This is a genomic window from Mesorhizobium sp. M1A.F.Ca.IN.022.06.1.1 (assembly GCF_003952605.1).
Taxonomy (GTDB): Bacteria; Pseudomonadota; Alphaproteobacteria; order Rhizobiales; family Rhizobiaceae; genus Mesorhizobium.
The window spans coordinates 315,546-340,882 of sequence record NZ_CP034455.1 but is presented as its reverse complement, the minus strand read 5'-3'; the positions used below and the strand labels follow the sequence as shown (position 1 = coordinate 340,882).

Genomic DNA, 25,337 nt, shown 5'->3' with positions numbered 1-25,337 from the left:
AGCCCGCGAGGAGAGGAAACCGCATGAAGCTTGCCACTTTGAAGAACGGGACGCGCGACGGGAAACTGGTCGTGGTCTCGCGCGATCTGACGCGGTTCACCGACGCCTCTTTCCTGGTGCCGACGCTGCAGGCTGCGCTCGACAATTGGGAGCGCTTGGCGCCGCATCTGGCGGCGATGGCGGAATCGCTCGAGACCAACGCGGTGCCCTCGGCCCGCTTTCACGAGCATGACGCCCATTCGCCGCTGCCGCGCGCCTATCAATGGGCGGACGGCTCCGCCTATGTGAACCATGTCGAGCTGGTGCGGAAGGCGCGCGGCGCCGAGATGCCGGCGAGTTTCTGGACAGATCCGCTGATCTACCAGGGCGGCTCGGACTCCTTCCTTGCGCCGCGCGATCCGATCCGCATGGCCGACGAAGCCTTCGGCATCGACATGGAGGCGGAAGTTGCCGTCATCGTCGGCGATGTGCCGATGGGCGCCGGGCTGGTTGAGGCGCGCGAGGCCATCCGCCTCATCATGCTGGTCAACGATGTGACGCTTCGCGCCATCACAGGGCCGGAACTGGCAAAAGGCTTCGGCTTCTTCCACTCGAAGCCGTCTTCTGCTTTCTCGCCGGTCGCGGTGACGCCGGACGAGCTTGGTGATGCCTGGGACGGCGGCAAGGTCAGCCTGCCGCTGCTCGCCGATCTCAACGGCAGACCGTTCGGCCGTGCCAATGCCGGCATCGATATGACCTTTGATTTCCCGGCCTTGATTGTGCATGCCGCGAAAACGCGGCCGCTCGCCGCCGGCGCCATCATCGGCTCCGGCACCGTCTCCAATAAGCTGAATGATGGGCCAGGCAAGCCGGTCGCGGCAGGCGGCGCCGGCTATTCCTGCATCGCCGAACTGCGCATGATCGAGACCATCGAGAGCGGCGAGCCGAAGACACCGTTCCTGCGCTTCGGCGACACGGTGCGGATCGAGATGAAGGACAAGGCCGGCCATTCGATCTTCGGCGCCATCGAGCAGAAGGTCGAGAAATACGAGGGGGAGAAAGGAACCTGAAAGGGTGACCTTGCTCGAGCACCTGCGCCGGATGGCGCGCAACAATTTGTGGTCGAACGACCGGCTCTACCGCGCCGTGCTGGAGCTTCAGCCCGGCGAGTTCGAGGCGGGTCGAACCAGTTTCTTTCCCTCGATCAAGGAGACGCTCAACCACATCCTTGCGGTCGATCGTCTCTATCTCGATTTTCTGACCGGTGGCGGCCTCGGTGCTGCGGCCTATGACGACTTCATACCGTTTGACGATGCGTCAAGCCTGGCGGAAGCGCAGGCCGACTTCGACCGAAGACTTGTCGCTTTCTGCGACAGCCTGTCCGAGCTTGATCTCGACCGCCGCGTCCTCACCGATCGACGCGAGGACGGCATGATCCCCGAAAAGATCGGCGACATCCTCGCCCATGTCTTCCTGCACGACATCCACCATCGCGGCCAAGTGCACGCGATGCTGTCGGGCACCTCGGTCTCCCCACCGCAATTGGATGAGTTTTTGCTCGATTATGATCTGAAGCTCAGGCAGGCGGAAGTCGAGCGGCTGGGGATTGCGGATCAGGCCAGCGTGACATCATACGCTGAAAAATGACGGTCCGCTGAAATCAACGTAAGGCCTTCAATTTGCGCTTGTGCAATGAGCTGGCGGTCGAAGGGATCGCGATGGTGGAGCGGCAGATGCTCGAGCCGTTCTGCGTGTAGTTCGTTCACACTGAGGATCGGAATACCGTTCGACCGCAAGATTTCCGATATATTGCCTGCGAACGTGACCTTGCCGAGCGATTTTTTGATGGCGATTTCTGCCACGGAAATGGCGCTGACGATGACATCTTCGCCGGCAAGGAAGATGTCACGATGGTGATCCGAAAGGCGTGAATCCGCGTTGAGAACCCAAAGCAGAATATGGGTATCGACCAGATATTTGCGGCTCATTTGATGTACTCGTCCCATTCGGGACCGAGTTCATCGAAATCATCCGAAATGCGAATCTGGCCTTTCAAAGCCCCGAACAACCCTTTGCTCCCGCCAGGCCGGGCGGGAGCGCTCAAGGTCGCCACGATCTCTCCGTGCCGGGTCAGATGGATCTCTTCACCAGCTTGAGCACGCTTCACCAACTCAGAGAGCTGGGCCTTCGCTTTCGCCATCGGAACGTTCATTGCTAGACCTTTCTGACCATAATTTAGGTCATAATCGGTCGGGCCGCAACCAAGCTTAAGGAGGCGCTACGCCGCCCTGCCATCCAGCTTGATCACGCCCCGCTTGATCTGGTCCTGCTCGATCGATTCGAACAGCGCGCGGAAATTCCCTTCGCCAAAACCTTCGTCGCCCTTCCTTTGGATAAATTCGAAGAAGATCGGCCCGATCACCGTCTTCGAGAAGATCTGCAGCAAGATCTTGGTCATACCGCCGTCGACGACGCCTTCGCCGTCGATCAGGATGCCGTGCTTCTTCATGCGCTCGATCGGCTCGTCATGGCCGTGCACGCGCTCATGCGACATCTCGTAATAGGTGTCGGGCGGGCCGGGCATGAACTTCAGCCCGTTGGCGGCGAGCTTGTCGGTGGCATCGTAGATCGCGTCCGTACCGACGGCAATGTGCTGGATGCCCTCGCCATTGTACTTCTTCAAATACTCGGCGATCTGGCTGGTTTCGTCCTTGGACTCGTTGAGCGGAATGCGAATCTTGCCGCAGGGCGAGGTGATCGCCCGGCTGACCAGTCCGGTGATCCTGCCGTCGATGTCGAAGAAATGGATCTGCTTGAAGCCGAACAGGTCACGGTAGAAATCCCACCACTTGTCCATGTTGCCGCGATAGACATTGTGGGTCAGGTGGTCGAGATAGTAGAAGCCGACGCCGTCGGGTTTTGGATTGCGCTCGCCCAACCACTCGAACTCGGCATCGTAAGCCGAGCCCTTGTCGCCATAGGTTTCGATGAAATAGAGGAGCGATCCGCCGATGCCGACGATTGCAGGCGCGTCGAGCGCCTTGTCGGTGCCCTCATAGGGCACAGCACCCTTCGACACGGCATGGTCGAAGGCATGCTTCGCATCGACCACGCGCCACGCCATCGAGGCGGCGCAGGGGCCGTGCTTTTCGACGAATTTCATCGCATGCGAGCCTGGCTCGGCATTGACGACATAGTTGATGTCGCCCTGGCGCCAGACGGTAATGTCCTTGGTGCGGTGCTTCGCCACCGCGACATAGCCCATGCGGGCAAAGAGCTCGGCGAGTTTTGCCGGGTCTGAATGCGCGAACTCAACGAATTCGAAGCCGTCGGTGCCGGCGGGATTCGCCTTGCTGATCTTGGCGGGCGGGGCGTCATGCGGGAAGGGGCCCATGGCAGTCCTCCGAAAACTGGTGCGGCCGTGCTTGGCCAGTTTTCACCATAATAACGCTGGACGGCTGCATGGTGCTTGCATTCAACCGCCTGGAATGCCCATCATGTGCGTAGATTGTGCATGATTGGGGAGAAAATCATGGATGATGCGCGCCTTGATCAATTTGACCGCAAGATACTGGCGCTCCTGCAGGGCGATGCGCGGCTCACCAACAACGACCTTTCGGAGCGTGTGAACCTGTCGGCCTCGCAATGCTCGCGCCGCCGCCAGCGGCTGGAGGAAGATGGCTATATCAGGGGCTATCGCGCCGTGCTCGACCGCGACCGTCTCGGCTTTTCGCTGGTCAATGTGATTTCGGTGACCTTGGCCACCCACAACCGCGACAATGCCCGCCGCTTCGGCGAGCTGGTGGCGCGGCTACCCGAGGTGCAGGAAGCGCACGCGCTGACCGGCGAGATGGATTACATCCTGAAGGTGGTGACGCCCGATCTCAAATCGCTTTCCGAGTTCGTCAACGGCGTGCTGCTGCCGCATGAATCGGTGCAGCACGTCAAGACAGCGATCGTGCTGGAAACGTTGAAAGAGACCGGCGCGCTGCCGATTTAGTTTGCGGAGATCTTTGTTGGATGCGACGGCGACGGAACGCGAACCTGCGGAATTGGCTCTCGCCAATGCGCAAGCTTTCACCCCCGCTGCTGCTGGATCAGCCCATAGAGGTTGGTGCAGCGCGCGCCGGAGCGGCAATAGGCGAAGACTGGGCCTTCGAGCTCGTCGAGCGCCTCGGCCTGATCCTCGACATTGTCCATGGTGAGCTGGCCGCTGATCACCGGGATGTAGCGGAAGCCGAGCCCCGCAGCTTCCGCGGCCGCCTTGACGCTGTCGGCAGAGGGCTGGCCGGGCTGCTCGTCGTCCGGCCGGTTGCAGATGACGCTCTTGAAGCCGGCGTCCTTGATGGCAACGATGTCCTCGGGTTGGATCTGCCCCGAGACCGAATAGTCTTCGCTGATCTGGCGGTATTCCATAGCGTCGTCCTCGCAATCCTTGGCCGCAGTCATGCCACCGCGCGGCATTGGCGGCAATCCGTAGCACCGGATCTCTCTGCCAAATAGAGAGTGCGGGGCGGAAAATCCAACCGGGCCGATTTTAGCCCGGTTGGATGATGCCGCTTAGCTTCCGAGCAGCGCGCCTTTGAACTGCTCGATGTTGTTGTGCATCATGTCGATATAAGTCGAGGCCGGGCCGTCGGGCGGCGACAGCGCATCGGAATAGAGCGTGCCGCCGACCTTGATGCCGGTCTCGCTGGCGATCTGCTCGATGAGCCTGGGGTTGGTGATGTTCTCGATGAAGATCGCCGCCGCCTTGTCCTGCTTGACCTGGTTGACCAGCTTGGCCACGTCGGCGGCCGAAGGCTCGGAATCGGTCGAGATGCCTTGCGGAGCAAGGAAGGTCAGGCCGTATGCATGCTCGAAATAGCCGAAGGCGTCGTGCGAGGTGATGACGACGCGCTTGGCCTCGGGGATCGCCTGGATCGCCGCGGTCACTTCGCCCTCCAACGCGTCGAGCTTCTGCGTGTAAGCGGCGGCATTGGCCTTGTAGCTGTCGCAGCCCGCGCTATCGGCGGCGCAGAATGCATCGGCGATATTCTTCACGTAGATCTTGGCATTGGCAATCGACTGGAAGGCGTGCGGGTCGTTGACCGTCTTGCCGCCGCCGGTGCCGGCGCCTTCGGCCGCGTCGGCATCGGCGAATTCCGGCTTGAAGGCGATCGGCGTCACGCCCTTGGTCAGCGTCACGATCGTCGCCTTGGTGGCGCTGGTGTCGACCAGGCGCTGCAAAAAGCCTTCGAAATGCAGACCGTTGACCAGCACGACATCGGCGCCGGCCATCGCCACCGCATCGGCGGGGGTCGGCTCGTAGACATGCGCGTCGCCGTCCGGGCCGACGATGGTGGTGATGTTGACGCGGTCGCCGCCGACATTTTTCGCAAAGTCAGCGATCACCGTGAAGCTCGCCACCACCTTGAGCGGCGCCGCAAAAGCGGACGATGTGGCGAAAGCGCTTAATGTTATAACGCTCAGCGCCAGGGCGGCGCGGAAGGATTTCAACATTGGGAAGAGTCTCCTTGCTTGGGGATTAAGCTGTGCGGTGGCGGTGATGCACGATACGGGCGCGCAGCGCGCCGCGCCTGCCGAACAGGATCGAGCAGAAATAAACGACGCCGGCCGAAAGGATGATAGCCGGGCCGGACGGCAGTGAGGCGTGATAGGACAAAAGCAGTCCGGCTATGCAGGAGGCAAAGCCGATCAGCACCGCCAGCGCGCACATCGGCTCGACGCGAACCGTCCAGAAGCGGGCGGCGGCGGCCGGCAGCATCATCAGCCCGACCGAGAGCAGCGTGCCCAGCGCCTGGAAACCGCCGACGAGGTTGAGCACGACCAGCCCAAGAAAGATGAAATGGACCGGGCTGCCCATGCGGCTCACCGAGCGCAGGAACAGCGGATCGAGGCATTCGGCGACCAGCGCCCGCCAGAAGATGGCGAGGCAGGCGAGCGTCACAACCACGATGCCGCAGATCAGGATCAGCGCCTCGTTGTTGAGCGCCAGCACGGTGCCGAACAGCACATGCATCAGGTCGACGCTCGAGCCGCGGATCGACACCATAAGCACGCCGATGGCGAGCGAGATCAGATAGAAGGCCGCCATCGAGGCGTCCTCGCGCTGGATGGTGAAGCGCGAAACCGCCCCTGCGCCGAGCGCGACGATGATGCCGGCGATCAGCCCGCCGACGGTCATCGGCAGGATCTCGAGGCCATAGAACAGGAAGCCCGCGGCGGCGCCGGGCAGGATGGCGTGCGCCATTGCGTCGCCCGACAGGCTCATGCGCCTGAGCATCAGGAAGACGCCGACCGGGCAGGCGCCGAGCGACAGCATCAGCGAGCCGAACAGCGCCCGTTGCATGAAGGCGAAATCGGCGAAGGGCTGGATGAACAGGCCGTAGAGAAACTCCATCACGCCGCCCTCGGTCCGGAGCCATGGCCGTGATGATGATCATGCGCGTCCGCGTGGTCATGATGTTCGTGGTCATGGCCATGGTCATCGGGCTCGCACCAGGGCGCGTTCTCTTCCCAGGCCTCGTGAAAACGCCGCGCCTTGAGCAGGTTTTCAGGCCTGAGCGTCTGTTTTGTGTCGCCCCAGGCGACAGGCTGGCGGGCGAGCAGCAGCGTCTCGGGAAAATTCCGCCGCACGAGATCGAGGTCGTGGACGACCACCATGATCGTGCGCTCCTCGCCATGCCAGCGCTTTATCAGCTGGATGAGGTCGCCGACGGTCTTGGCGTCGACGGCATTGAACGGCTCGTCGAGCAGGATGAGGTCGGCATCCTGCAACAGCACGCGGGCAAACAACGTGCGCTGCAGCTGACCCCCGGAGAGCGTGTCGATCGGCCGCTTCTCGAAGCCGCCGAGCCCGACCGCCATCAGCGCCTTGCTGACCGACTCGCGATCCTCTTTGGTGTAGCGGCCGAGCATGCCGCGCTTCGGCCACAGGCCAAGCGAGACCAGGTCGACCACCCGCGCCGGGAAGCTGCGGTCGAGCTCCGACTGCTGCGGCAGATAAGCGGTGCGTACGCCGGGCGCGCGGACAACCGTGCCCTCCATCGGCTTCAGCACGCCGACAATGCCCTTCATCAGCGTCGACTTGCCCGAGCCGTTGGCGCCGACAACGGCAGTCAGCGAGCCTTTTCGGACCGTGCCGTTGAGGTGATGAATGGCCGGATGGCTGTTGTAACCGAGCGTCAGGTCGCGGAAGGTCAGGCAGGCATTTGTCATCAGGCGTTTCGGATCGGACACGAATTCGAGAGCACTCGTCGATATGTGATGTTATTACATTAGTCAACATGCCGGTTCGGCAGAATTGTGTCCAGATCGGTCAACTCGCCGTGTACACGGAAGCGGTCCGGAGCCGATAAATTGGCTCAATCGGTTTCGCGCCGGTCGGCCTTGCCCGGAGCCGGCACGAACTCTAAACAGGCGCGACCCTAGAAAGAAGGAACCTCCCATGAGCATTCGTCGTATCGATGTCGGCCCGCGCATGAGCCAGATCGTCATTCACGGCAACACTGTCTATCTGGCCGGCCAAGTCGGTGAGCCCGGCGGCAACGTCGCCTCGCAGACTCGCGACATCCTGAAGACCATCGACGAATTGCTGGCCAAGGCTGGCACCGACAAGACCAAGATCGTGCAGGCGATCATCTGGCTGGCCGACATGGGCACCTTCGCCGAGATGAATTCGGAGTGGGACAAGTGGGTGCCGCAAGGCCACACGCCCGCCCGCGCCACCGGCGAAGCCAAGCTCGCCACCCCGGAATATCTGGTCGAGATCATTATCACGGCGGCGCTGTAAGGCGCTGGATCCGCCAATCTTCCCCTCGTGGGCCCGCGAGGGGAAGATTGCTCATCCCTGCGAAGGCGTGAACCGCGCCACAAGCGTGTGGCTTTCCGCCGGATAGATGAAGCGCACATGCGTGACCGGATGCTCGGCGCTCCAGGTGCGGCGCTCGACCACCAGGCAGGGCGCGCCGGGATCGATGTCGAGCGTGTCGGCGATAGTTTCGTCAGCCGCCATGGCGCGGATACGGTGCTCGGCCTCGCTCCACGGCACGCGGCCGATCAGCCAGGGGCCGGGCGCGATGTCGAGAAATTCTTCCTCGCTGGCCTCGCCCACCGCCGAAAGATTGATCAGGCGCTGCTCGAGCGCGAATGGCCGTTCGCCGGCAAAATGCAGCCCCTCCAGCCAAAGCACTGGACCCGTGGCAGATAGCCCAAGCAGCGACCGATCCTCGGCATTGCCGCGTCGTTTCATGCGCTCCAGCCGTTCATAACGATAGGGCAGGCCAAGCGCCTCGACCTCGATCCTGATGTCGTGCAGTTCCAGCACCGCCGCCTGCGACTGCGGCTGGCGCACGAAGCTGCCCGAGCGGCGGCGGCGCTCGATCAACCCCGCCTTGGCGAGCTGCGACAGCGCCTTGTTCACAGTCATGCGCGAACAATCATACTGAGCCGTCAGCTCGTGCTCGAACGGGATGCGGTGGCCGGGCGCCCATGCACCCGACAGGATTTTTTCCCGGATGTCGGACAGGATCCGCTGGTGCAGCGACAGGGTCTCGCCGTCTTCCATCTCTGCCGTTTCGGTCATGCTCATCGGGATCAGCCCTCGGAAAGCGCCATCATCACTTTGCGGAAGCGCCCGGCGACCGCCTCGCGTTTGACATGCCTGCCGCCGCTCACTTGCTTCTTGCCATGCACCCAGACGCAATCGACCTTGCCGCCATTGGCAAAGATCCAGGCGTCTAGGATGGCATCGCCCGCCTTGCCGGCAAGCGAGGGATGACCGGCGTCGAGCGAGACGAAATCGGCGGGCCTGCCTACGGCGAGAGTTGAGGGGCCGGCGCCGAGCGCGATGCTGCCGCCATCGAGCGCGGCATCGAACAGCGCGCGGCCGGTAGAGCCGCCGGCGCGCGCCAGCACATTGCGAGCGCGGTGGGCAAGGCGCTGCGAATATTCGAGCTGCCGAAGCTCGTCCGGCAGGCCGATCAGCACATTGGAGTCGGAGCCGATCCCGAAGCGGCCGCCATGTTCGATGAACGAGGGGGCGGCGAAAGTGCCGTCGCCGAGATTGGCTTCGGTGACGGGGCACAGCCCAGCGACGGCGCCGCTCTTGGCCATGGCGATCGTCTCGGCCTCGGTCATATGCGTGGCGTGGATCAGGCACCAGCGCCTGTCCACCTCAGCATGTCCGAGCAGCAACTCGACCGGACGCTTGCCTGACCAGGCGATGCAGTCCTCGATTTCCTTCACCTGCTCGGCGACATGGATGTGGATCGGCCCGTTCGGCGCCATTGCTGCAACCGCGTTGAGTTCGTCCGGCGTTGCGGCGCGCAGGCTGTGCGGCGCGACGCCGACGACGGCTTGCTCCAGCGAGCGAACGCCTTCGCGAGTTTTCTCAAGCAGACGTTCGAAGCGTCCGACATCATTGATGAATCGCCGCTGGCCTTCGTTGGGAGCAGCGCCGCCGAAGGCCGAATGGGCATAGAAGACCGGCAGCAGCGTCAGTCCGATGCCGGTGTCGGCGGCGGCAGCCGCGATCCGCTCCGCCATCTCGGCGATGTTGGCGTAAGGCTGCCCGTCGCGGTCGTGATGCAGATAGTGAAACTCGCCGACGCGCGAAAACCCGGCTTCCAGCATCTCCACATAAAGCTGCGCCGCGACCGCCTCGACCTGGTCCGGCGTCATCGACAGCGCGAAGCGGTACATCACCTCGCGCCAGCTCCAGAAACTGTCGGCCGAGGGACCGCGCAGTTCGGCAAGCCCCGCCATGCCGCGCTGGAAGGCGTGGCTATGCAGGTTGGGCATGCCGGGCAGGACGATGGCGTGGCGTTCGTCGCCGGCGTGTGCCGAAGACCCCGCTTCGACTTCAGAGATACGGCCGCCGTCGAAAGCGATCCTCACATTGCCCCGCCAACCGCCGGGCAGCAGCGCCTGTTCCGCAAAGATCGCCGTCACGTCCAAACTCCCAATCCGAATGCCCGAGCGACATTAACACTTGCGTCGCGTTTCAATATGTATATACATAATCGTCATCCTTTCAAATGGAAAAGATGATGGGTGGAGCAAACGGAAAGAGCGGCCTTCGTCTGTGGCGCAATGCGCGCCTGGCGACCATGGCCGAGGGTGCTGCCGGTCTCGGCATCGTCGAGAAAGGTGCGATCGCCGCGCGCGACGGGCTGATCGTCTACGCCGGATCGGAGGCCGACCTGCCGGCAGCCGCCGGGCAGGGCGCCGAAACGGTCGATTGCCAGGGCCGCTGGATCACCCCCGGCCTGATCGATTGCCACACCCACCTTGTCTATGCAGGCAACCGCGCCAACGAATTCGAGACGCGCTTGGCCGGCGCCACGTATGAGGAGGTGGCTAGGGCAGGGGGTGGCATTGTCTCCTCGGTCAAGTCGCTGCGCGCCGCGAGCGAAGACGAGCTCGTCTCCCAGACGCTGCCCCGCCTCGACGCGCTGATGGCCGAGGGCGTGACGACCGTCGAGGTCAAGTCCGGCTACGGCCTCGATGCCGACAATGAAAAAAAGTCGCTGCGCGCCGCCCGCCGTCTGGCCAGTGAGCGTCCAATCACGATCCTTACGACCTGTCTCGCCGCCCATGCGCTGCCGCCTGAAGCCAGGGGCGACAAGGACGCTTTCATCGATCTCGTCGCCGGCACGATCCTCCCGGCGGTTGCCGCCGAAAAGCTCGCGGACGCCGTCGACGGTTTTTGCGAGGGCATTGCCTTCTCACCGGAACAGATCGCGCGCGTCTTCGATAAGGCGAAAGCGCTTGGCCTGCCGGTGAAGCTTCACGCCGACCAGTTGTCCAACCTGCATGGCGCCGCGCTTGCCGCGCGCTACGGCGCGCTGTCGGCTGATCACCTGGAATACACCGATGAGGAGGGCGCCGCGGCGATGGCCGGATCCGGCACCGTCGCGACCATCCTGCCCGGCGCCTACTACTTCATCCGCGAGACCAAGAGGCCGCCGGTCGATCTCTTCCGCCGCCACGGCGTGAAGATGGCGGTCGCCACCGACTCCAATCCCGGCACCTCGCCGCTTACCTCGCTGCTGCTCACCATGAACATGGCCGCGACGCTCTTTGGCCTGACCATCGACGAATGCCTCGCCGGCGTCACCCGCGAGGCCGCGCGTGCGCTGGGGCTTCTCGACAGGACCGGCACGCTGGAAGCCGGCAAATCGGCCGACCTTGCCGTCTGGGATATCGAGCGTCCGGCCGAACTTGTCTACCGCATGGGCTTCAATCCGCTTCATGCCCGCATCTGGAGAGGACAATGACCGAACTGATCCTGAAGCCCGGCAGCGCAACGCTTGCCGACTGGCGCGCCATCTATCGCGGCGCCGTGCCGAAGCTCGACGATTCCTGCCGGCCGAAGATCAAGGCCAGCGCCGAAGCCGTCGCCCGCATCGTCGCCAAAGGCGAGCCGGTCTACGGCATCAACACCGGCTTCGGTAAGCTCGCCAGCGTTCGCATTCCGGCAAACGATCTTGAAACGCTGCAACGCAACATCGTGCTTTCCCACGCCGCGGGCGTCGGCGAACCGATGCCGGCCCCCGTGGTGCGGCTGATGATGGCGCTGAAGCTGGCGAGCCTCGCCCAGGGCGCTTCCGGCGTGCGCGCCGAGACCATCGACCTGCTCCAGGGGATGCTCGCCAACGACGTCATTCCGGTGGTGCCGGCGCAAGGTTCGGTCGGCGCCTCGGGTGACCTCGCGCCGCTCGCGCATATGACGGCGGTCATGATCGGCGTCGGTGAATGTTTTACCCCGCATGGTCGCTTCCCGGCCAAGGTCGCCTTCGTCTCGCATGGGCTGGAACCGGTCACGCTCGTTGCCAAGGAGGGCCTGGCGCTGCTCAACGGCACCCAGTTCTCGACCGCCTTCGCGCTCGCCGGCCTGTTCGAAGCCGAGACGCTCTACCAGTCGGCGCTGGTCGCCGGCGCCCTGTCGACCGATGCTGCCCGCGGCTCCGACGCGCCTTTCGACCCGCGCATTCATCTGTTGCGCAAGCATCGCGGCCAGATCGAGACCGCGGACGCGTTGCGCAATCTGATGGCCGGCAGCGCCATTCGTGAATCGCACCGCGTTGGCGACGAGCGCGTGCAGGATCCATACTGCCTGCGCTGCCAGCCGCAGGTGATGGGCGCCGCGCTCGACGTCCTGCGCAAGGCGGCCGACACGCTGGAGACCGAAGCCAACGGCGTCACCGACAACCCGCTGATCTTCGCCGAGGACGACACCGCGCTCTCGGGCGGCAACTTTCACGCCGAGCCGGTGGCCTTTGCCGCCGACATGATCGCGCTTGCGGTCTGCGAGATCGGCTCGCTGTCTGAGCGCCGCATCGCCATGCTGGTCGATCCGGCGCTCTCCGGCATGCCAGCATTTCTGACGCCGAAGCCTGGCCTCAATTCCGGTTTCATGATCCCCCAGGTGACGGCGGCGGCGCTCGTTTCGGAAAACAAGCAGAAGGCCTATCCGGCGAGCGTCGATTCCATCCCGACCTCGGCCAACCAGGAAGACCATGTCTCGATGGCTGCGCACGGCGCGCGCCGCCTGCTCGGCATGATCGAGAATGCAACGGCCGTCATCGGCATCGAGCTGTTGGCAGCCGCGCAAGGCTGCGATTTCCATGCCCCGCTCGCTTCGAGCGAAGCGCTGGAAACGGTGCGCAAGCTGGTCCGAGCCGAGGTGCCGCATCTCGACAACGACCGGCATTTCCACCCCGACATGGAAAAGGCGATCGCCCTGGTCCGCAGCGGCGCGGCGGTTAAGGTGGCGGCTGCGGTGGCGCTGCCGGGGATTGCGTCATGAGATTGAATGCTCTGATAGGTCGCGATCCTTCACGCCCCCCTCTGTCCTGCCGGACATCTCCCCCACAAGGGGGGAGACTGGCAACTTTGGCGCCCCGCTCCTTCTTGCAACGTGGACGATTGGCGAAAGCCGGCGTGATATCTGATCTCCCCCTCGTGGGGGAGATGTCCGGCAGGACAGAGGGGGGCGCCGTAGAGCTCCAACCCGTGGAGAGCTCCAATGACCACGCCCTGGCTCACCATCACACGCGGTACGGCGCCGCTGCTGGTCTCGATCCCGCACACCGGCATAGATCTTGCGGGCCTCGACAGCCGGTTGGTCTCGCCGTGGCTCGGCCGCCGCGACTGCGACTGGTGGATCGACAAGCTGTACGACTTCGCGAACGATCTTGGCGCCACGGTCGTCCACACCGCCATCTCGCGCACCGTCATCGACGTCAACCGCGACCCCTCCGGCGTCTCGCTTTATCCTGGACAGGCGACGACCACGCTCTGCCCCACCGACACGTTTGATGGCGATCCGCTCTACCGCATGGGCGAGGAGCCGACGCCGTCCGAGATCGACCTGCGCCGCGAGACTTACTTCGCGCCTTACCATGCCGCCCTGCAGGCTGAGATCGACCGTCTGCGCGGCATGCACGAGAAGATCGTGCTCTATGACTGCCATTCAATTCGCTCGGTGCTGCCGCGCCTGTTCGAAGGCACGCTGCCGGTGTTCAATCTCGGCACCAATGACGGCAAGAGCACCGAACCATCCCTGCAGGAAAAGGTAGCCGCCATCCTCGCGGCGAGCAGCCAGTCCTGGGTGGTCAATGGGCGCTTCAAGGGCGGCTGGATCACCAGAAGTTTCGGCCGGCCGCAGAGCGGCGTCCATGCGCTGCAGATGGAGCTCTCGAACCGCGGCTATATGCGCGAGCCGTCGGAAAAGGGCGCGCCAGACAACTGGCCGGTGCCTTACGACCCAACCTACGCGGCGCCGATCCGCGCCACGCTGAAAACCATTCTCGAAACCTCGATTGCCTGGGCCGCGCGCTGACGCTCCCGCCGCACCTGATCGAAAGGGAACTGCCGACATGACCGACCCTCGCCACAACATCCGTGAAGTCCGCGCGCCGCGCGGCGACAAGCTCAACGCCCGCTATTGGACGACCGAGGCGCCGCTGCGCATGCTGATGAACAATCTCGATCCGGAGGTCGCCGAGAACCCGAACGAGCTCGTGGTCTATGGCGGCATCGGCCGGGCGGCGCGCACCTGGAACGATTTCGACCGCATCGCCGCGTCACTGAAGACGCTCGGCGAGGACGAGACGCTCTTGGTGCAGTCGGGCAAGCCGGTCGGCGTCTTCCGCACCCACAAGGACGCGCCGCGCGTCTTGATCGCCAATTCCAACATCGTGCCGCACTGGGCGACCTGGGAAAAATTCAACGAGCTCGATAGGAAGGGCCTGATGATGTACGGCCAGATGACGGCCGGTTCCTGGATCTATATCGGCACGCAAGGCATCGTTCAGGGCACCTACGAGACCTTCGTCGAGGCCGGCCGCCAGCACTATGGCGGCAATCTCAAGGGCAAGTGGATCCTGACCGCCGGCCTCGGCGGCATGGGCGGCGCCCAGCCTCTGGCCGCCGTCATGGCCGGCGCCTCCTGCCTCGCCATCGAATGCAATCCGGACTCGATCGACTTCCGCTTGCGCACTCGCTACCTCGACGAGAAGGCCGAGACGCTCGACGAGGCGATGGGAATGATCGAGCGCTGGACCAAGGCCGGCGAGGCGAAGTCCGTCGGCCTGCTCGGCAATGCCGCCGAGATCGTGCCGGAGATGTTCAGGCGCGGCATCCGCCCCGATATCCTCACCGACCAGACCTCGGCGCATGACCCGATCAACGGCTATCTGCCCAAGGGCTGGACCATGGCCGAATGGCGCGAGAAGCGCGTCAGCGATCCGAAGGCAGTGGAGAAGGCGGCGCGCGCGTCGATGCGGGAGCATGTCGAGGCGATGGTGGCGTTCTGGAACGCCGGCGTGCCGACGCTCGACTACGGCAACAACATCCGCCAGGTCGCCAAGGACGAGGGTTTCGAGAATGCCTTCGCCTTCCCCGGCTTCGTGCCGGCTTACATCCGTCCGCTGTTCTGCCGCGGCATCGGCCCGTTTCGCTGGGCTGCGCTCTCGGGCGATCCGGAAGATATCTACAAGACCGACGCCAAGGTGCGCGAACTCACCCCCGGCAACACGCATCTGCACAATTGGCTCGACATGGCGCGCGAACGCATCTCCTTCCAGGGCCTGCCGGCGCGCATCTGCTGGGTCGGGCTTGGCGACCGCCACCGATTGGGGCTCGCCTTCAACGAAATGGTGGCCAACGGCGAGCTCAAGGCGCCGGTCGTCATCGGCCGCGACCATCTCGATTCCGGCTCGGTCGCCTCGCCGAACCGCGAGACCGAGGCGATGAAGGATGGCTCCGACGCCATTTCCGACTGGCCGCTGCTCAACGCGCTGCTCAACACCGCGTCCGGCGCCACCTGGGTCTCGCTGCATCACGGCGGCGGCGTCGGCATGGGCTTCTCGCAACATGCCGGCATGGTGATCGTCGCCGACGGAACGCCTGACGCGGCCAGGCGCCTGGAGCGCGTGCTGTGGAACGACCCGGCGACCGGCGTCATGCGTCACGCCGATGCCGGTTACGACATCGCCATCGAGTGCGCGAAGGAGCACCAGCTCAACCTGCCGGGCATACTGGGTTGAGGCGATGCGCATCCTTCGTGCCGCCGGCTATCGCGTCATGCCGTGGAAGAACGGCGGCGGCACGACCACCGAGATCGCCGTCTCGCCTGATGGCGCCGGTCTCGAGGATTTCGACTGGCGCATCTCCATGGCGCGCGTCGAGACCAGCGGGCCATTCTCCAGCTTCGCCGGGGTCGACCGCACGCTGTCGGTGCTGGAAGGCGACGGCATTATGCTCGACATCGCCGCTCGACCGCCGGCGCGGCTGACGCCAGCCTCGGCGCCGCTTCCTTTTCCCGGCGACGTGCCGACCCGCGCCACGTTGATGGGCGGCCCGATCACCGATCTCAACGTCATGAGCCGCCGCGGCTGCATCGGCCATACGGTCGAGCGCTTGCCTGTTTCGGGTGAAGTCGAGATAAGGTCGACCGACGGCACGACGATTATCTTGCCGGTTGGCGGTGGCGTCACAGTCCTCACGGACACCGCTGCCAGCCTCGGACCGCTTGATGCGCTCGTCCTCGATCAGCAGAGCCAGAAACTGCGCCTCCAGCCTGAAGGGCATGAGCTGATTTTTGTGATCCGCCTGCGCGTCACCGCCGCCAATGGTTAACGGCTGTTGCCAAACATGATCGCGGCGCGGGCGAAATATCGCCTGGCCCCTTGCATGTATCACGAAAAAGCCTGAATCCTTTCCCTGATCGGACCCGGGGCGGGAAGCGAGGGGCGTTCGCCTTTGAGTTGTCGAAAGGGGACGCCCCTGTCATGGAGCGCAAACAAACTTTCGGCCGAACCTGCCATGCAACAGATTGCATTTGAACCGGTTTTAGGGCCATTGCCGTGGCGGTGACGCCGCATCGCGCCCCGCCTTACGGAATAATCAATGAACATCCAGACGAATCCCGCCAAGATCGAACAAACTAGTGCCGGCTTCCCGACCGTCACGGAAGCGCCGATACGCTCCAATTTCCTGCCGGAAGACCGGCTGCGCGCGCTGGGCGCAGCACTCGCCAAGGGCGATGTCAGGGACCTGTTCGGGCTTTCGCCGTTCGAATTCCAGGCCCGCATCCGCGATAGCGCCAAGAAGATTCTCGAAGTCTACCGTTCGACCAACGCCGCCCAGGCCAAGGGCGAGACGATCACGCCCGCGGCGCAATGGCTGCTCGACAACAACTACCTGGTCGAAGAGACCATATTTCAGGTCAAGCGCGATCTGCCGCGCCGTTTCTACCGCCAGTTGCCGACGCTCAAGCTTGCGGGCGGCACGGCGTTGCCGCGCGCCTTCGTCGTCGCCTGGAGCTATGTCGAGCATTCCGACAGCGCCGTCTCGGCGACCATGTTCAAGGCCATCGTCGAGGGCTTTCAATCGGTCGAGCCGCTGAAGATCGGCGAGCTCTGGGCGCTGCCGTCGCTGCTGCGGTTCGTGCTGATCGAAAACCTCCGACGCATCGCAGTGCGCGTCAACCGTACCAGAGAGATGCGCCAGATCGCCAACGAGGTCGCCGACCGGGTGTTGGCGACCGACGACAATGCCGACCGGACCAGGATCCTGTCGAGCTACGCCGCGCATGCGCAGGATACCACTTTCGCCACCCAGCTCCTTTATCGCCTGCGTGACGGTTCGCAGAACGCCGGCCGCGCGCTGGAATGGCTGGAGGGCGAGCTCGAGAAGACCGGCTCTGACGCCGAGGAGATCATCATCTCCGAGCATCAGACGCTGTCCAGCGGCAACGTCACCACCGGCAATATCATCCGCGGCCTGCGCCTCATCAACGACGTCGACTGGACGGTCTGGTTCGAGGGCGTCAGCCGCATCGACACGCTGCTGCGCGAGAAGACCGATTTCGCCGCGCTCGATTTCTTCTCGCGCGATCAGTATCGCACCGCGATCGAGCAGCTTGCGCGCCGCTCCGACCTTTCCGAATTCCGCGTCGCCGAAACGGCGATCGAGCTTGCAGGCCACATGCCTGGGGTCACCGATGCGTCCGGCGTGCCGGAAACTGCCGACCCCTCCGTGCATACCGATGTCGGCTTCTTCCTGGTCGGACCGCGTCGGCCGGAGCTGGAACAGGCGATCGGCTACCGGGCTCCCTTCTATGTGACTTTCAAGCGCGCCTTTGCCGCCACCGGCTGGCTCGGCATCGTCGTGCCGGTCTTCCTGCTGACGGTGCTCCTGCTTGTGCTGTCCGGCAACGCGCTTGCCAATCTCGGCCTCTCGGCGGGGGCGATCACGCTGATGCTGGCTTTGTTCGCGGTGCCGGCGAGCGAAGGCGCGTTGGCCTTCTTCAACACCGTCGTGGCGCTCTTCCTCAAGCCGACGCGGCTAGTCGGCTATGACTACAAGCACGGCATCCCCACCTCAGCGCGCACGCTGGTCGTCGTGCCTTCGCTCATCGGGTCGCGCGACGACGTCGAGGAAAACATCCGCAACATCGAGGTGCATCATCTCGCCAACACGGCAGAAGAGATCCATTTCGCGCTTTTGTCCGACTGGCCTGATTCCAAGACCGAAATCGACGCAGCCGACATCGAGATCCTGCAATATGCCCGCGACGAGATCGCCAGGCTGAACGCCCGCTACCCGTCGGAAGGCGCTCCGCGCTTCTATCTTCTGCATCGCCGCCGGCTCTACAATCAGGCCCAGGGCTGCTGGATGGGCTGGGAACGCAAGCGCGGCAAGCTGCACGAGCTCAACCTTCTGCTGCGCGGCGACAGCGATACCACCTTCCTGCCGCTCGATGTGCCGCTGCCGGACAAAGTCACCTATGTGATGACGCTCGACGCCGATACGCGCACCACCCGCGACGCCGTCTCGAGCCTTGTCGGCAAGCTCGCGCATCCGCTCAATCGTCCGCATTTCGATCCGGCAAAGCGCGTCGTCACAGCCGGCTACACCATCCTGCAGCCGCGCATCACCGCCTCGCTCACCAGCGGCGACGATGCCTCCTTCTTCCAGCGCGTCTTCTCGGCCAATCGCGGTCTCGACCCGTACGTCTTTGCCGTGTCCGACGTCTATCAGGACGTCTTCGGCGACGGCACTTTCACCGGCAAGGGCCTCTACCATATCGACGCCTTCGAAACGGCGCTGAAGGGCCGCATCGAGGAAAACACCATCCTCAGCCACGATTTGCTCGAAGGCGCCCTGGCGCGCGCCGCGCTCGTCACCGATGTCGAACTGGTCGAGGACTATCCGACCCGCTACTCGGTCGACGCCTCACGCCACCACCGCTGGGCGCGCGGCGACTGGCAATTGCTCGGCTTCATGTTCGATCCGCGCTCTGGCGTTCCGGCACTGTCGCGCTGGAAGATGGTCGATAACCTCCGCCGCTCGGTGACCCCGATCTTCTGGGTGATGGCCTGTATCGCCGGCTGGACGCTGCTGCCGTTCACGCAGGCCGCGCAGTGGCAGGCGCTGATGATCCTCAGCCTGTTCATGGCCCCGACCTTCGACATCGTCAACGGCATCCTGCCGAAGAGCGGCGACCAGACGCCGCGCGGCCATTTCTCGGCGCTGGCGCGCGACACTGTGTTCGGCACCGCGCTGGTGGCGCTGAAGGTGCTTTTGATGGCGCACCTTGCCTGGATGATGGGCGATGCCATCGTCCGCACTCTTTACCGGCTCTTCGTCAGCCGCCAGAACCTTCTGGAGTGGCGCACCGCCTCGCAGGCGCACAAGACCGGCGGCAGCGATCTCGGCGCCTATTACAGCATGATGTATGGCGCCGTGATCATCGGCGTCGTCGGCCTTGCCGTTCCGGTGCTGGCCGATTCCACCGGCGCGTTCGTCGCCTTCTTCTTCGCGATTTTCTGGATCGGCTCGCCCGCCGTCGCCTGCTGGATCAGCCGCTCGGCCGAGACCGAGGACAGGCTGCGCATTTCCGCCGCTGACATCCATGCGCTGCGCACCGTGGCGCGTCGCACCTGGCATTATTTCGAGACCTTCGTGACGGCCGAGCATCACCATCTGCCGCCCGACAATTTCCAGGAAAGCCCGGCCCCGGTGGTGGCGCCGCGTACCTCGCCGACCAACATCGGCGTCTACCTGCTCTCGGTGGTGTCGGCGCGCGACTTCGGCTGGATCAGCCTGTCGGATGCCATCACCCGCATCGACGCCACGATGACGACCATCGAGAACATGCCGCGCGATCGCGGGCATCTCTACAATTGGTACGACACGACGACGCTGAAGCCGCTTTATCCGCTCTATATCTCGGCGGTCGACAGCGGCAATCTCGCCGGCCATCTGGTCGCCGTGGCCGCGGCCTGCGCCGAATGGGCCGAGGCGCCTTCCGTCCACCTGCAGGGCGATTTCGAGGGCATCCTCGACACCGTCACCATCCTCGACGAGAGCCTGGAGGAACTGCCCGACGACCGCCGCCAGCTGCGGCCGCTGCGCCAGCGTCTTGCCGACCGCCTCGACGGCATGCGCCGGGCAGTGATGACCATCAAGGCGCAGCCCGAGATGGCCTCGATCCGCACGATCAATCTCGCGGTGCTGGCCGGCGAGATCCGCAAGCTCGCCACGGCCATCCACGTCGAGGCGGCGTCGCCCAAGAGCGACGTCATCGCCGACTGGGCGGCCAGGCTGGAGGCGACCTGCGAGGCCCATGTGCACGATTCGCACAATGACGAAAGCGCGGTCTCGGCGCTCCGCACCAAGCTGCTCGCGCTGCGCGGGCGCTGCCGCCGCTACGCCTTCGAGATGGATTTTTCCTTCCTGATGCGGCAGGAGCGCAAGCTCCTGTCGATTGGCTATCGCGTCGAGGAGCACCAGCTCGACGAGAGCTGCTACGACTTGCTCGCCTCCGAGGCGCGGCTGACCAGCCTGTTCGGCATCGCCAAGGGCGACTTGCCGACCGAGCACTGGTTCCGGCTCGGCAGGCCGATTGTCGAGATCGGTTTCAAGGGCGCGCTGATGTCCTGGTCGGGCTCGATGTTCGAGTACCTGATGCCGCCGCTGGTGATGAAGGAGCCGCAGGGCTCGATCCTCAACCAGACCAGCAAGCTCATCATCAAGCGCCAGATCCAGTATGCGCGCTCGAAGAACGTGCCCTGGGGCATCTCGGAAGCGGCCTACAATGCCCGCGACCGCGAGCTCACCTACCAGTACACCAACTTCGGCGTGCCCGGCCTCGGCCTGAAGCGTGGTCTCGGCCAGAACACCGTGATCGCGCCTTACGCCACCATCCTGGCGGCGCAGTTCAATCCGCGTGAGGCGGTGCAGAACCTGATGCGGCTGCGCGCGATCGGCGCGCTCGGCCGGCACGGCTTTTACGATGCGGTCGACTTCACGCCGCAGCGCGTGCCGGAAGGCACCGACCATGCCGTCGTCCAGAACTACATGGCCCACCATTCCGGCATGTCGATCGCCGCCGTGGCGGACGCCATCTTCGAGGGTCGGCTGCGCGAACGCTTCCACAGCGATCCGGTGATTGAGTCGGCCGAACTCCTCTTGCAGGAGAAGGCGCCGCGCGACATCCCGACCGCCACCGTCAGGACCGAGGCCGACGAGCGCTCCAAGGACGAGACCGAGACCGAGAGCCCGGACAGCCGCATCATCCTTGACCCGATCAAGGCGCTGCGCGCGACCAACGTCATGTCGAATGGCCGTTACTCGGTCATGGTCACCGCCACCGGCTCCGGCTACAGCCGCTTCGGCGAGCTTGCCATCACCCGTTGGCAGCCGGACCCGAGCGAAGACCGTCTCGGCTCCTATATCTTCTTGCGCGACACCGCGACCGGCGACTGGTGGTCGGCCACCGCCGAGCCGAAGCGCGCCGAGGGCGAGCGCGTGCAGACGCTGTTTGCCGACGACAAGGCGAGCTTTACCAAATCGATCGGCTCGCTGCGTTCGGAGGTCGAGTGCATCGTCATCTCCGAAGGGAACGGCGAAGGCCGGCGCGTCACGCTTTACAATGACGGCCCCACCGACCGGCACATCGAGGTGACGTCCTTTGCCGAGCTGGTGCTGGGCAACGAAGCCTCGGACAACGCCCATCCGGCGTTCTCGAAGATGTTCGTCGAGACCGAGATCTCCGCTAACAACGGCGCGATCTTCGCCACCAGGCGCAAGCGCGAAAAGAACGAGCCCGACCTAACCATGGTGCATTTCGTCACCGATCCGTCGGGTCCCTCGCGCGACGCCGAGGCCGAAACCGATCGCCGCGCCTTCATCGGCCGTGGCCGCACCATCGCCGACGCTGCCGCCTTCGACCCCGGCGCCCGGCTCTCCGGCAGCCACGGCTTCACGCTCGACCCGGTGGCGGCACTTCGCCGCCAGGTGCGCGTGCCGGCCAACAAGAAGATCTCGCTGACCTTCTGGACCGTCGTCGGCGCCAACCGGGGCGAGCTCGACGAGGCGATCGGCCGCCTCGACCATCAGGAGAGCTTCGCCCGCCAGGCGATGCTCGCCTGGACGCGCAGCCAGGTGCAGACGCGCCATCTCGGCCTCAGCCTGACCGATGCCGCCAATGTGCAGAAGCTGGCGCGTTACCTGATCTATCCCGATCCGTTCCTGCGTCTGCCCGCCGACTCCATCGCCTCGGGCCTCGGCCGCCAATCGAGCCTCTGGCCGACCAGCATCTCCGGCGATTTCCCGATCTTCCTGGTGCGCATCGGCGACGTCGCCGATCTCGAGATCGTCGCCCAGGCGCTGCGCTTCCAGGAATACATGCGCGCCCGCGGCATGATGATCGACTTCGTCGTCGTCAACGAGCAGGCATCCTCCTACGTGCAGGACCTGCAGCGCGCAGTGGAGACGCTGTGCGAGAACAGCCGCCTGCGTGGTCGCGAGCTTGGCCCGCGTCAGCACATCTTCGCCGTGCGCCGCGACCTGATGGACGAGCCGACCTACAAGACCCTACTGTCGGTCGCGCGTGTTGCGCTCCACACCCGCAACGGCACCATCTTCGACCAGCTCGAGCGGGCCGAAACGGCGGCATTGCAGGCTCGCGATGCTTTGCAGCAGGCGGAAGGCGTTCCGGCCCGCCAGCCGTCGCCGCCTTTGCCTGAGCCGACGCGGGCAAGCGAGGGGGGAGCCGATATTGCCGCCGACGGCACCGGCCTCAGCCTCTGGAACGGCTTTGGCGGCTTCGACGGCGACGGCCGCCACTACGTGACGCGGCTGACCGGCCGTCGTGTGACGCCGCAGCCCTGGATCAACGTCATCTCCAACGCTTCCTTCGGCTTCCACGTCTCTGCCGAGGGCGCCGGCTTCACCTGGAGCCGCAACAGCCGCGACTACCAGTTGACGCCGTGGTCGAACGACCCGGTGTCGAACCGGCCGGGCGAGGGCTTCTATATCTACGACCAGTTGAGCGGCAAGGCGTTCTCGCCGATGGCCGCGGTGGTGCGCGATCCCTCGATGACCTACGAGACCTGGCACGGGCAGGGGTTCTCGACCTTCCGCTCGAAGCGCGGGCCGCTGTCGATGGATCTGACGCAGGTCGTCGACCCGGTGGATCCGGTGAAGATCACGCGGCTGCGCATCCAGAATGCCGGCCCCGCGCCGGCAAGGCTGCGCGTCTATGCCTATGCCGAGTGGGTGCTCGGCGGCCATCGCTCGCGCACGGCGGCAACCATTGTGCCGACCAGGGACGCCGCGACGGGCGCCATGCTGGCGCAGAACCCCTACGGGCTCGACTTCGGCGAGCGGGTGGCTTTCCTCGCCGCGACGGCGCCTGTTCATTCGGTGACCGCCGACCGCGGCGAGTTCGTCGGCAGGCACGGCACGACCGAATATCCGCAGGCCGTGCTTGGCGGAGTTGCTTTGTCCGGCCGCGTCGAGGCAGGCGACGATCCGTGCGCGGTGATCGCCAGTGACATCGACATCCCGGCCGGCGGCGACGTGACGCTGTTCTGGCTGCTTGGCGACGCCGCCACGGCCGCCGAGGCGAGCGCCCTGGTGCAGACCCACAGGGACAAGGATTTCGACCGGCGTCTGGCCGACAATGAGCGCGTCTGGCGCGGCTTCCTCGACACCATTCAGGTCGAGACGCCGGACAAGGCGCTCAACGCCATGGTCAACCACTGGCTGCCCTACCAGAGCCTGGCCTGCCGCATCCGCGCGCGGTCGGCCTTCTACCAGGCGAGCGGCGCCTTCGGCTTCCGCGACCAGTTGCAGGATACGCTGGCCTTGCTGGCGCATGATCCGAAGCTGGCGCGCGACCAGATTCTCAACGCCGCCCGCCGGCAGTTCCAGGAGGGCGACGTGCAGCACTGGTGGCTGCCCCGGACCGATGCCGGCGTGCGCACCATGATCTCGGACGATGTCGTGTGGCTGGCGCACGCGACGGCCCGCTACATCGAGGTGACGGGCGATGCCGCCATCCTCAAGGAGCAGATACCGTTCATCGACGGGCAGGAGCTTGGCGAGGGGAGCACGACGCCTTCTTCACGCCCGAGATCACCAAGACCACAGCCTCGCTTTACGAGCACTGCGCGCGGGCGCTCGATCTGGCCATCAAGCGCAGCAGCCCGGCCGGCCTGCCGCTGATCCTCGGCGGCGACTGGAACGACGGCATGAACCGTGTCGGCGAGGGCGGCAAGGGCGAAAGCGTCTGGCTAGGCTGGTTCCTGTTGAAGACGCTGGGTGACTTCGCCCCCATCGCCAAGGGACAGAGCGATGGCAAGCGGGCGCAGGCCTGGACGAAGCACGCGGACCTGCTGAAGCGGGCGCTGGAGAGCACGGCCTGGGACGGCCAGTGGTACCGGCGCGGCAGCTTCGACGACGGCACGCCGCTTGGCTCCCGCAATTCGGATGAGTGCAAGATCGACTCCATCGCCCAGTCCTGGAGCGTGCTGTCGGGCGAGGGGGATCCTGCCCGCTCGACCACGGCCATGGAACAGGCGACGAAGATGCTCGTCGACGACAAGCACAAGATCGTCAAGCTGTTCACGCCGCCCTTCTCGAACAGCGACAAGGATCCCGGCTATATCAAGAGCTACCCGCCGGGCGTGCGCGAGAACGGCGGCCAGTACACCCATGCCGCCACCTGGTTCGTCATCGCGCTGGCCGAGATGGGACGCACCGACGAGGCTTATCGCTGCTTCTCGATGCTGAACCCGGTCAACCACGCCTCGGACGAGGCGGCGGCCGAGCATTACCGCGTCGAGCCTTACGTCGTGGCGGCGGACATCTACGCCGGCGAAGGAAAAGGCGGCCGGGGCGGCTGGACCTGGTATACGGGGTCGGCCGGCTGGCTCTACCGGGCCGCGGTGGAAGGAATCCTCGGCATCGAGCGGCGCGGCAAGCAGATCACGTTTAGGCCGAAGCTGCCCGGCCACTGGGACGGCTACGCCGCCACACTCAAGATGTTCGGCGGCGAAATCAAGGTTCGCGTCATCCGCGACAAAAAGACCAAGTCGATCGCGCTTGAAGTCAATGGTTCGAAGACCAAATCAGGGTCTTTCGAACCGAGGGCCGGCGAGATGACCGACGTCGTCGTCAAGATACCTGCGTAGGATCAACGGTTTGCCTTGCAGGCCGCGCATCTCTCGGGATGCGCGGCCGAGCTTGGCGTTTTACTTTGCCAATGGGCCGGGCAGCGTGCGCCCACGCTGCTTCAGGCACGGCTAAGCAAGCGCCAAGTGATTAAAAATGTGGCAGCGCTGGGCAGGTGCCATTGTTTTGCCGCAAGGCTGACATTTCACCTTTTATCTCAAACCGTTAGGTGATCACGTCAGATTTCGCACCGTCGTCATCTTTTGTTCGCTAAATCGGAACGGAAGGGATAGACGACGCATTGTTTCGCGACACATAAACCGGTACGTGTCAAAAAATGGTGCGGCGCACAATACCGACATTGAGCACGGACAAGAGTT

The 25,337-nt window shown here is 64.6% G+C and carries 18 protein-coding genes and 1 pseudogene; 10 read left to right on the top strand and 9 right to left on the bottom strand.

Translation table 11 applies throughout. The features are described from left to right. Window positions 1–23: 23 nt before the first annotated feature. Both EJ078_RS01745 and EJ078_RS01740 read left to right on the top strand, forming a co-directional pair. Complete coding sequence (locus tag EJ078_RS01745) at window positions 24–1,049, top strand: fumarylacetoacetate hydrolase family protein (protein ID WP_127215369.1); 1,026 nt, start codon at window positions 24–26, stop codon at window positions 1,047–1,049. A 4-nt stretch (window positions 1,050–1,053) separates the two neighbouring features. After that, on the top strand, window positions 1,054–1,626 hold the full coding sequence (locus EJ078_RS01740; RefSeq protein WP_127215370.1) for a DinB family protein: 573 nt from the start codon (window positions 1,054–1,056) through the stop codon (window positions 1,624–1,626). Here the strand turns inward: EJ078_RS01740 and EJ078_RS01735 are convergent. The 3 genes from EJ078_RS01735 to hppD form a co-directional block, all read right to left on the bottom strand. Next, window positions 1,593–1,967, bottom strand: coding sequence for a type II toxin-antitoxin system VapC family toxin (locus EJ078_RS01735; protein WP_067329839.1), 375 nt, complete (start codon window positions 1,965–1,967; stop codon window positions 1,593–1,595). The genes EJ078_RS01740 and EJ078_RS01735 overlap by 34 nt on opposite strands. Beyond that, window positions 1,964–2,191, bottom strand: coding sequence for a type II toxin-antitoxin system prevent-host-death family antitoxin (locus tag EJ078_RS01730; protein ID WP_095778578.1), 228 nt, complete (start codon window positions 2,189–2,191; stop codon window positions 1,964–1,966). The genes EJ078_RS01735 and EJ078_RS01730 overlap by 4 nt, the downstream gene beginning before the upstream one ends. A 66-nt stretch (window positions 2,192–2,257) precedes the next feature. Next, a complete protein-coding gene (hppD, locus tag EJ078_RS01725; protein WP_127215371.1) occupies window positions 2,258–3,373 on the bottom strand; it encodes a 4-hydroxyphenylpyruvate dioxygenase in 1,116 nt (371 codons plus the stop codon). Between the two features lie 138 nt (window positions 3,374–3,511). Between hppD and EJ078_RS01720 the strand changes: the two genes are divergently transcribed. Beyond that, window positions 3,512–3,979: an Lrp/AsnC family transcriptional regulator gene (locus tag EJ078_RS01720; RefSeq protein WP_059187534.1), complete on the top strand. Its 468-nt coding sequence runs from the start codon at window positions 3,512–3,514 to the stop codon at window positions 3,977–3,979. Between the two features lie 77 nt (window positions 3,980–4,056). Here EJ078_RS01720 and EJ078_RS01715 read toward each other — a convergent pair whose 3' ends face one another. The 4 genes from EJ078_RS01715 to aztA form a co-directional block, all read right to left on the bottom strand. After that, window positions 4,057–4,395 carry a TIGR01244 family sulfur transferase gene (locus tag EJ078_RS01715; RefSeq protein ID WP_127215374.1) on the bottom strand — a complete coding sequence of 113 codons (339 nt, stop codon included), beginning with the start codon at window positions 4,393–4,395 and terminating at the stop codon, window positions 4,057–4,059. A 144-nt stretch (window positions 4,396–4,539) separates the two neighbouring features. Further along, entirely contained in the window at window positions 4,540–5,481 is a 942-nt protein-coding gene (gene aztC, locus EJ078_RS01710; RefSeq protein ID WP_127215372.1) for a zinc ABC transporter substrate-binding protein AztC, read from the bottom strand. A 25-nt stretch (window positions 5,482–5,506) separates the two neighbouring features. Beyond that, the gene (gene aztB / locus EJ078_RS01705) at window positions 5,507–6,382 is read right to left on the bottom strand and encodes a zinc ABC transporter permease AztB (RefSeq protein WP_127215375.1); all 876 of its coding nucleotides are present in this window, start codon (window positions 6,380–6,382) and stop codon (window positions 5,507–5,509) included. Then, window positions 6,382–7,200 (bottom strand): zinc ABC transporter ATP-binding protein AztA, encoded by an 819-nt coding sequence (aztA, locus tag EJ078_RS01700; RefSeq protein WP_127215373.1) that lies wholly within the window; start codon window positions 7,198–7,200, stop codon window positions 6,382–6,384. Before aztA ends, aztB begins: the two co-directional genes overlap by 1 nt. A gap of 229 nt (window positions 7,201–7,429) precedes the next feature. On the opposite strand from aztA, the gene EJ078_RS01695 reads away from it, so the two are divergent. Then, the gene (locus EJ078_RS01695) at window positions 7,430–7,774 is read left to right on the top strand and encodes a RidA family protein (protein ID WP_095778583.1); all 345 of its coding nucleotides are present in this window, start codon (window positions 7,430–7,432) and stop codon (window positions 7,772–7,774) included. A gap of 51 nt (window positions 7,775–7,825) precedes the next feature. Here EJ078_RS01695 and hutC read toward each other — a convergent pair whose 3' ends face one another. Both hutC and EJ078_RS01685 read right to left on the bottom strand, forming a co-directional pair. After that, complete coding sequence (hutC, locus tag EJ078_RS01690; protein ID WP_095824772.1) at window positions 7,826–8,572, bottom strand: histidine utilization repressor; 747 nt, start codon at window positions 8,570–8,572, stop codon at window positions 7,826–7,828. Between the two features lie 5 nt (window positions 8,573–8,577). Then, on the bottom strand, window positions 8,578–9,933 hold the full coding sequence (locus tag EJ078_RS01685; protein WP_095824868.1) for a formimidoylglutamate deiminase: 1,356 nt from the start codon (window positions 9,931–9,933) through the stop codon (window positions 8,578–8,580). A gap of 98 nt (window positions 9,934–10,031) precedes the next feature. On the opposite strand from EJ078_RS01685, the gene hutI reads away from it, so the two are divergent. From hutI to EJ078_RS01655, 6 genes and pseudogenes are all read left to right on the top strand, one after another. Continuing rightward, window positions 10,032–11,261, top strand: a complete 1,230-nt coding sequence (gene hutI, locus EJ078_RS01680) for an imidazolonepropionase (RefSeq protein WP_208721603.1) — start codon at window positions 10,032–10,034, stop codon at window positions 11,259–11,261. Beyond that, complete coding sequence (hutH, locus tag EJ078_RS01675) at window positions 11,258–12,793, top strand: histidine ammonia-lyase (RefSeq protein ID WP_127215501.1); 1,536 nt, start codon at window positions 11,258–11,260, stop codon at window positions 12,791–12,793. Before hutI ends, hutH begins: the two co-directional genes overlap by 4 nt. A 219-nt stretch (window positions 12,794–13,012) precedes the next feature. Next, the gene (gene hutG, locus EJ078_RS01670; RefSeq protein ID WP_127215502.1) at window positions 13,013–13,828 is read left to right on the top strand and encodes an N-formylglutamate deformylase; all 816 of its coding nucleotides are present in this window, start codon (window positions 13,013–13,015) and stop codon (window positions 13,826–13,828) included. A 37-nt stretch (window positions 13,829–13,865) separates the two neighbouring features. Beyond that, window positions 13,866–15,536: a urocanate hydratase gene (hutU, locus tag EJ078_RS01665; RefSeq protein ID WP_127215503.1), complete on the top strand. Its 1,671-nt coding sequence runs from the start codon at window positions 13,866–13,868 to the stop codon at window positions 15,534–15,536. 4 nt (window positions 15,537–15,540) lie between these two features. Further along, window positions 15,541–16,128, top strand: coding sequence for a HutD family protein (locus tag EJ078_RS01660; protein ID WP_127215504.1), 588 nt, complete (start codon window positions 15,541–15,543; stop codon window positions 16,126–16,128). 270 nt (window positions 16,129–16,398) lie between these two features. Continuing rightward, window positions 16,399–24,977, top strand: a pseudogene (locus EJ078_RS01655) (glucoamylase family protein). The last annotated feature ends 360 nt before the right edge of the window (window positions 24,978–25,337 follow it).

What these genes read in the sequence shown, in the direction of transcription:
- EJ078_RS01745 (WP_127215369.1), top strand. Translation starts at nt 24, where the DNA reads ATGAAGCTTGCCACTTTGAAGAACGGGACGCGCGACGGGAAACTGGTC.
- EJ078_RS01735 (WP_067329839.1), bottom strand. Translation starts at nt 1,967, where the DNA reads ATGAGCCGCAAATATCTGGTCGATACCCATATTCTGCTTTGGGTTCTC.
- EJ078_RS01730 (WP_095778578.1), bottom strand. Translation starts at nt 2,191, where the DNA reads ATGAACGTTCCGATGGCGAAAGCGAAGGCCCAGCTCTCTGAGTTGGTG.
- hppD (WP_127215371.1), bottom strand. Translation starts at nt 3,373, where the DNA reads ATGGGCCCCTTCCCGCATGACGCCCCGCCCGCCAAGATCAGCAAGGCG.
- EJ078_RS01720 (WP_059187534.1), top strand. Translation starts at nt 3,512, where the DNA reads ATGGATGATGCGCGCCTTGATCAATTTGACCGCAAGATACTGGCGCTC.
- EJ078_RS01715 (WP_127215374.1), bottom strand. Translation starts at nt 4,395, where the DNA reads ATGGAATACCGCCAGATCAGCGAAGACTATTCGGTCTCGGGGCAGATC.
- aztC (WP_127215372.1), bottom strand. Translation starts at nt 5,481, where the DNA reads ATGTTGAAATCCTTCCGCGCCGCCCTGGCGCTGAGCGTTATAACATTA.
- aztB (WP_127215375.1), bottom strand. Translation starts at nt 6,382, where the DNA reads ATGGAGTTTCTCTACGGCCTGTTCATCCAGCCCTTCGCCGATTTCGCC.
- aztA (WP_127215373.1), bottom strand. Translation starts at nt 7,200, where the DNA reads ATGACAAATGCCTGCCTGACCTTCCGCGACCTGACGCTCGGTTACAAC.
- EJ078_RS01695 (WP_095778583.1), top strand. Translation starts at nt 7,430, where the DNA reads ATGAGCATTCGTCGTATCGATGTCGGCCCGCGCATGAGCCAGATCGTC.
- hutC (WP_095824772.1), bottom strand. Translation starts at nt 8,572, where the DNA reads ATGAGCATGACCGAAACGGCAGAGATGGAAGACGGCGAGACCCTGTCG.
- hutI (WP_208721603.1), top strand. Translation starts at nt 10,032, where the DNA reads ATGGGTGGAGCAAACGGAAAGAGCGGCCTTCGTCTGTGGCGCAATGCG.
- hutH (WP_127215501.1), top strand. Translation starts at nt 11,258, where the DNA reads ATGACCGAACTGATCCTGAAGCCCGGCAGCGCAACGCTTGCCGACTGG.
- hutG (WP_127215502.1), top strand. Translation starts at nt 13,013, where the DNA reads ATGACCACGCCCTGGCTCACCATCACACGCGGTACGGCGCCGCTGCTG.
- hutU (WP_127215503.1), top strand. Translation starts at nt 13,866, where the DNA reads ATGACCGACCCTCGCCACAACATCCGTGAAGTCCGCGCGCCGCGCGGC.
- EJ078_RS01660 (WP_127215504.1), top strand. Translation starts at nt 15,541, where the DNA reads ATGCGCATCCTTCGTGCCGCCGGCTATCGCGTCATGCCGTGGAAGAAC.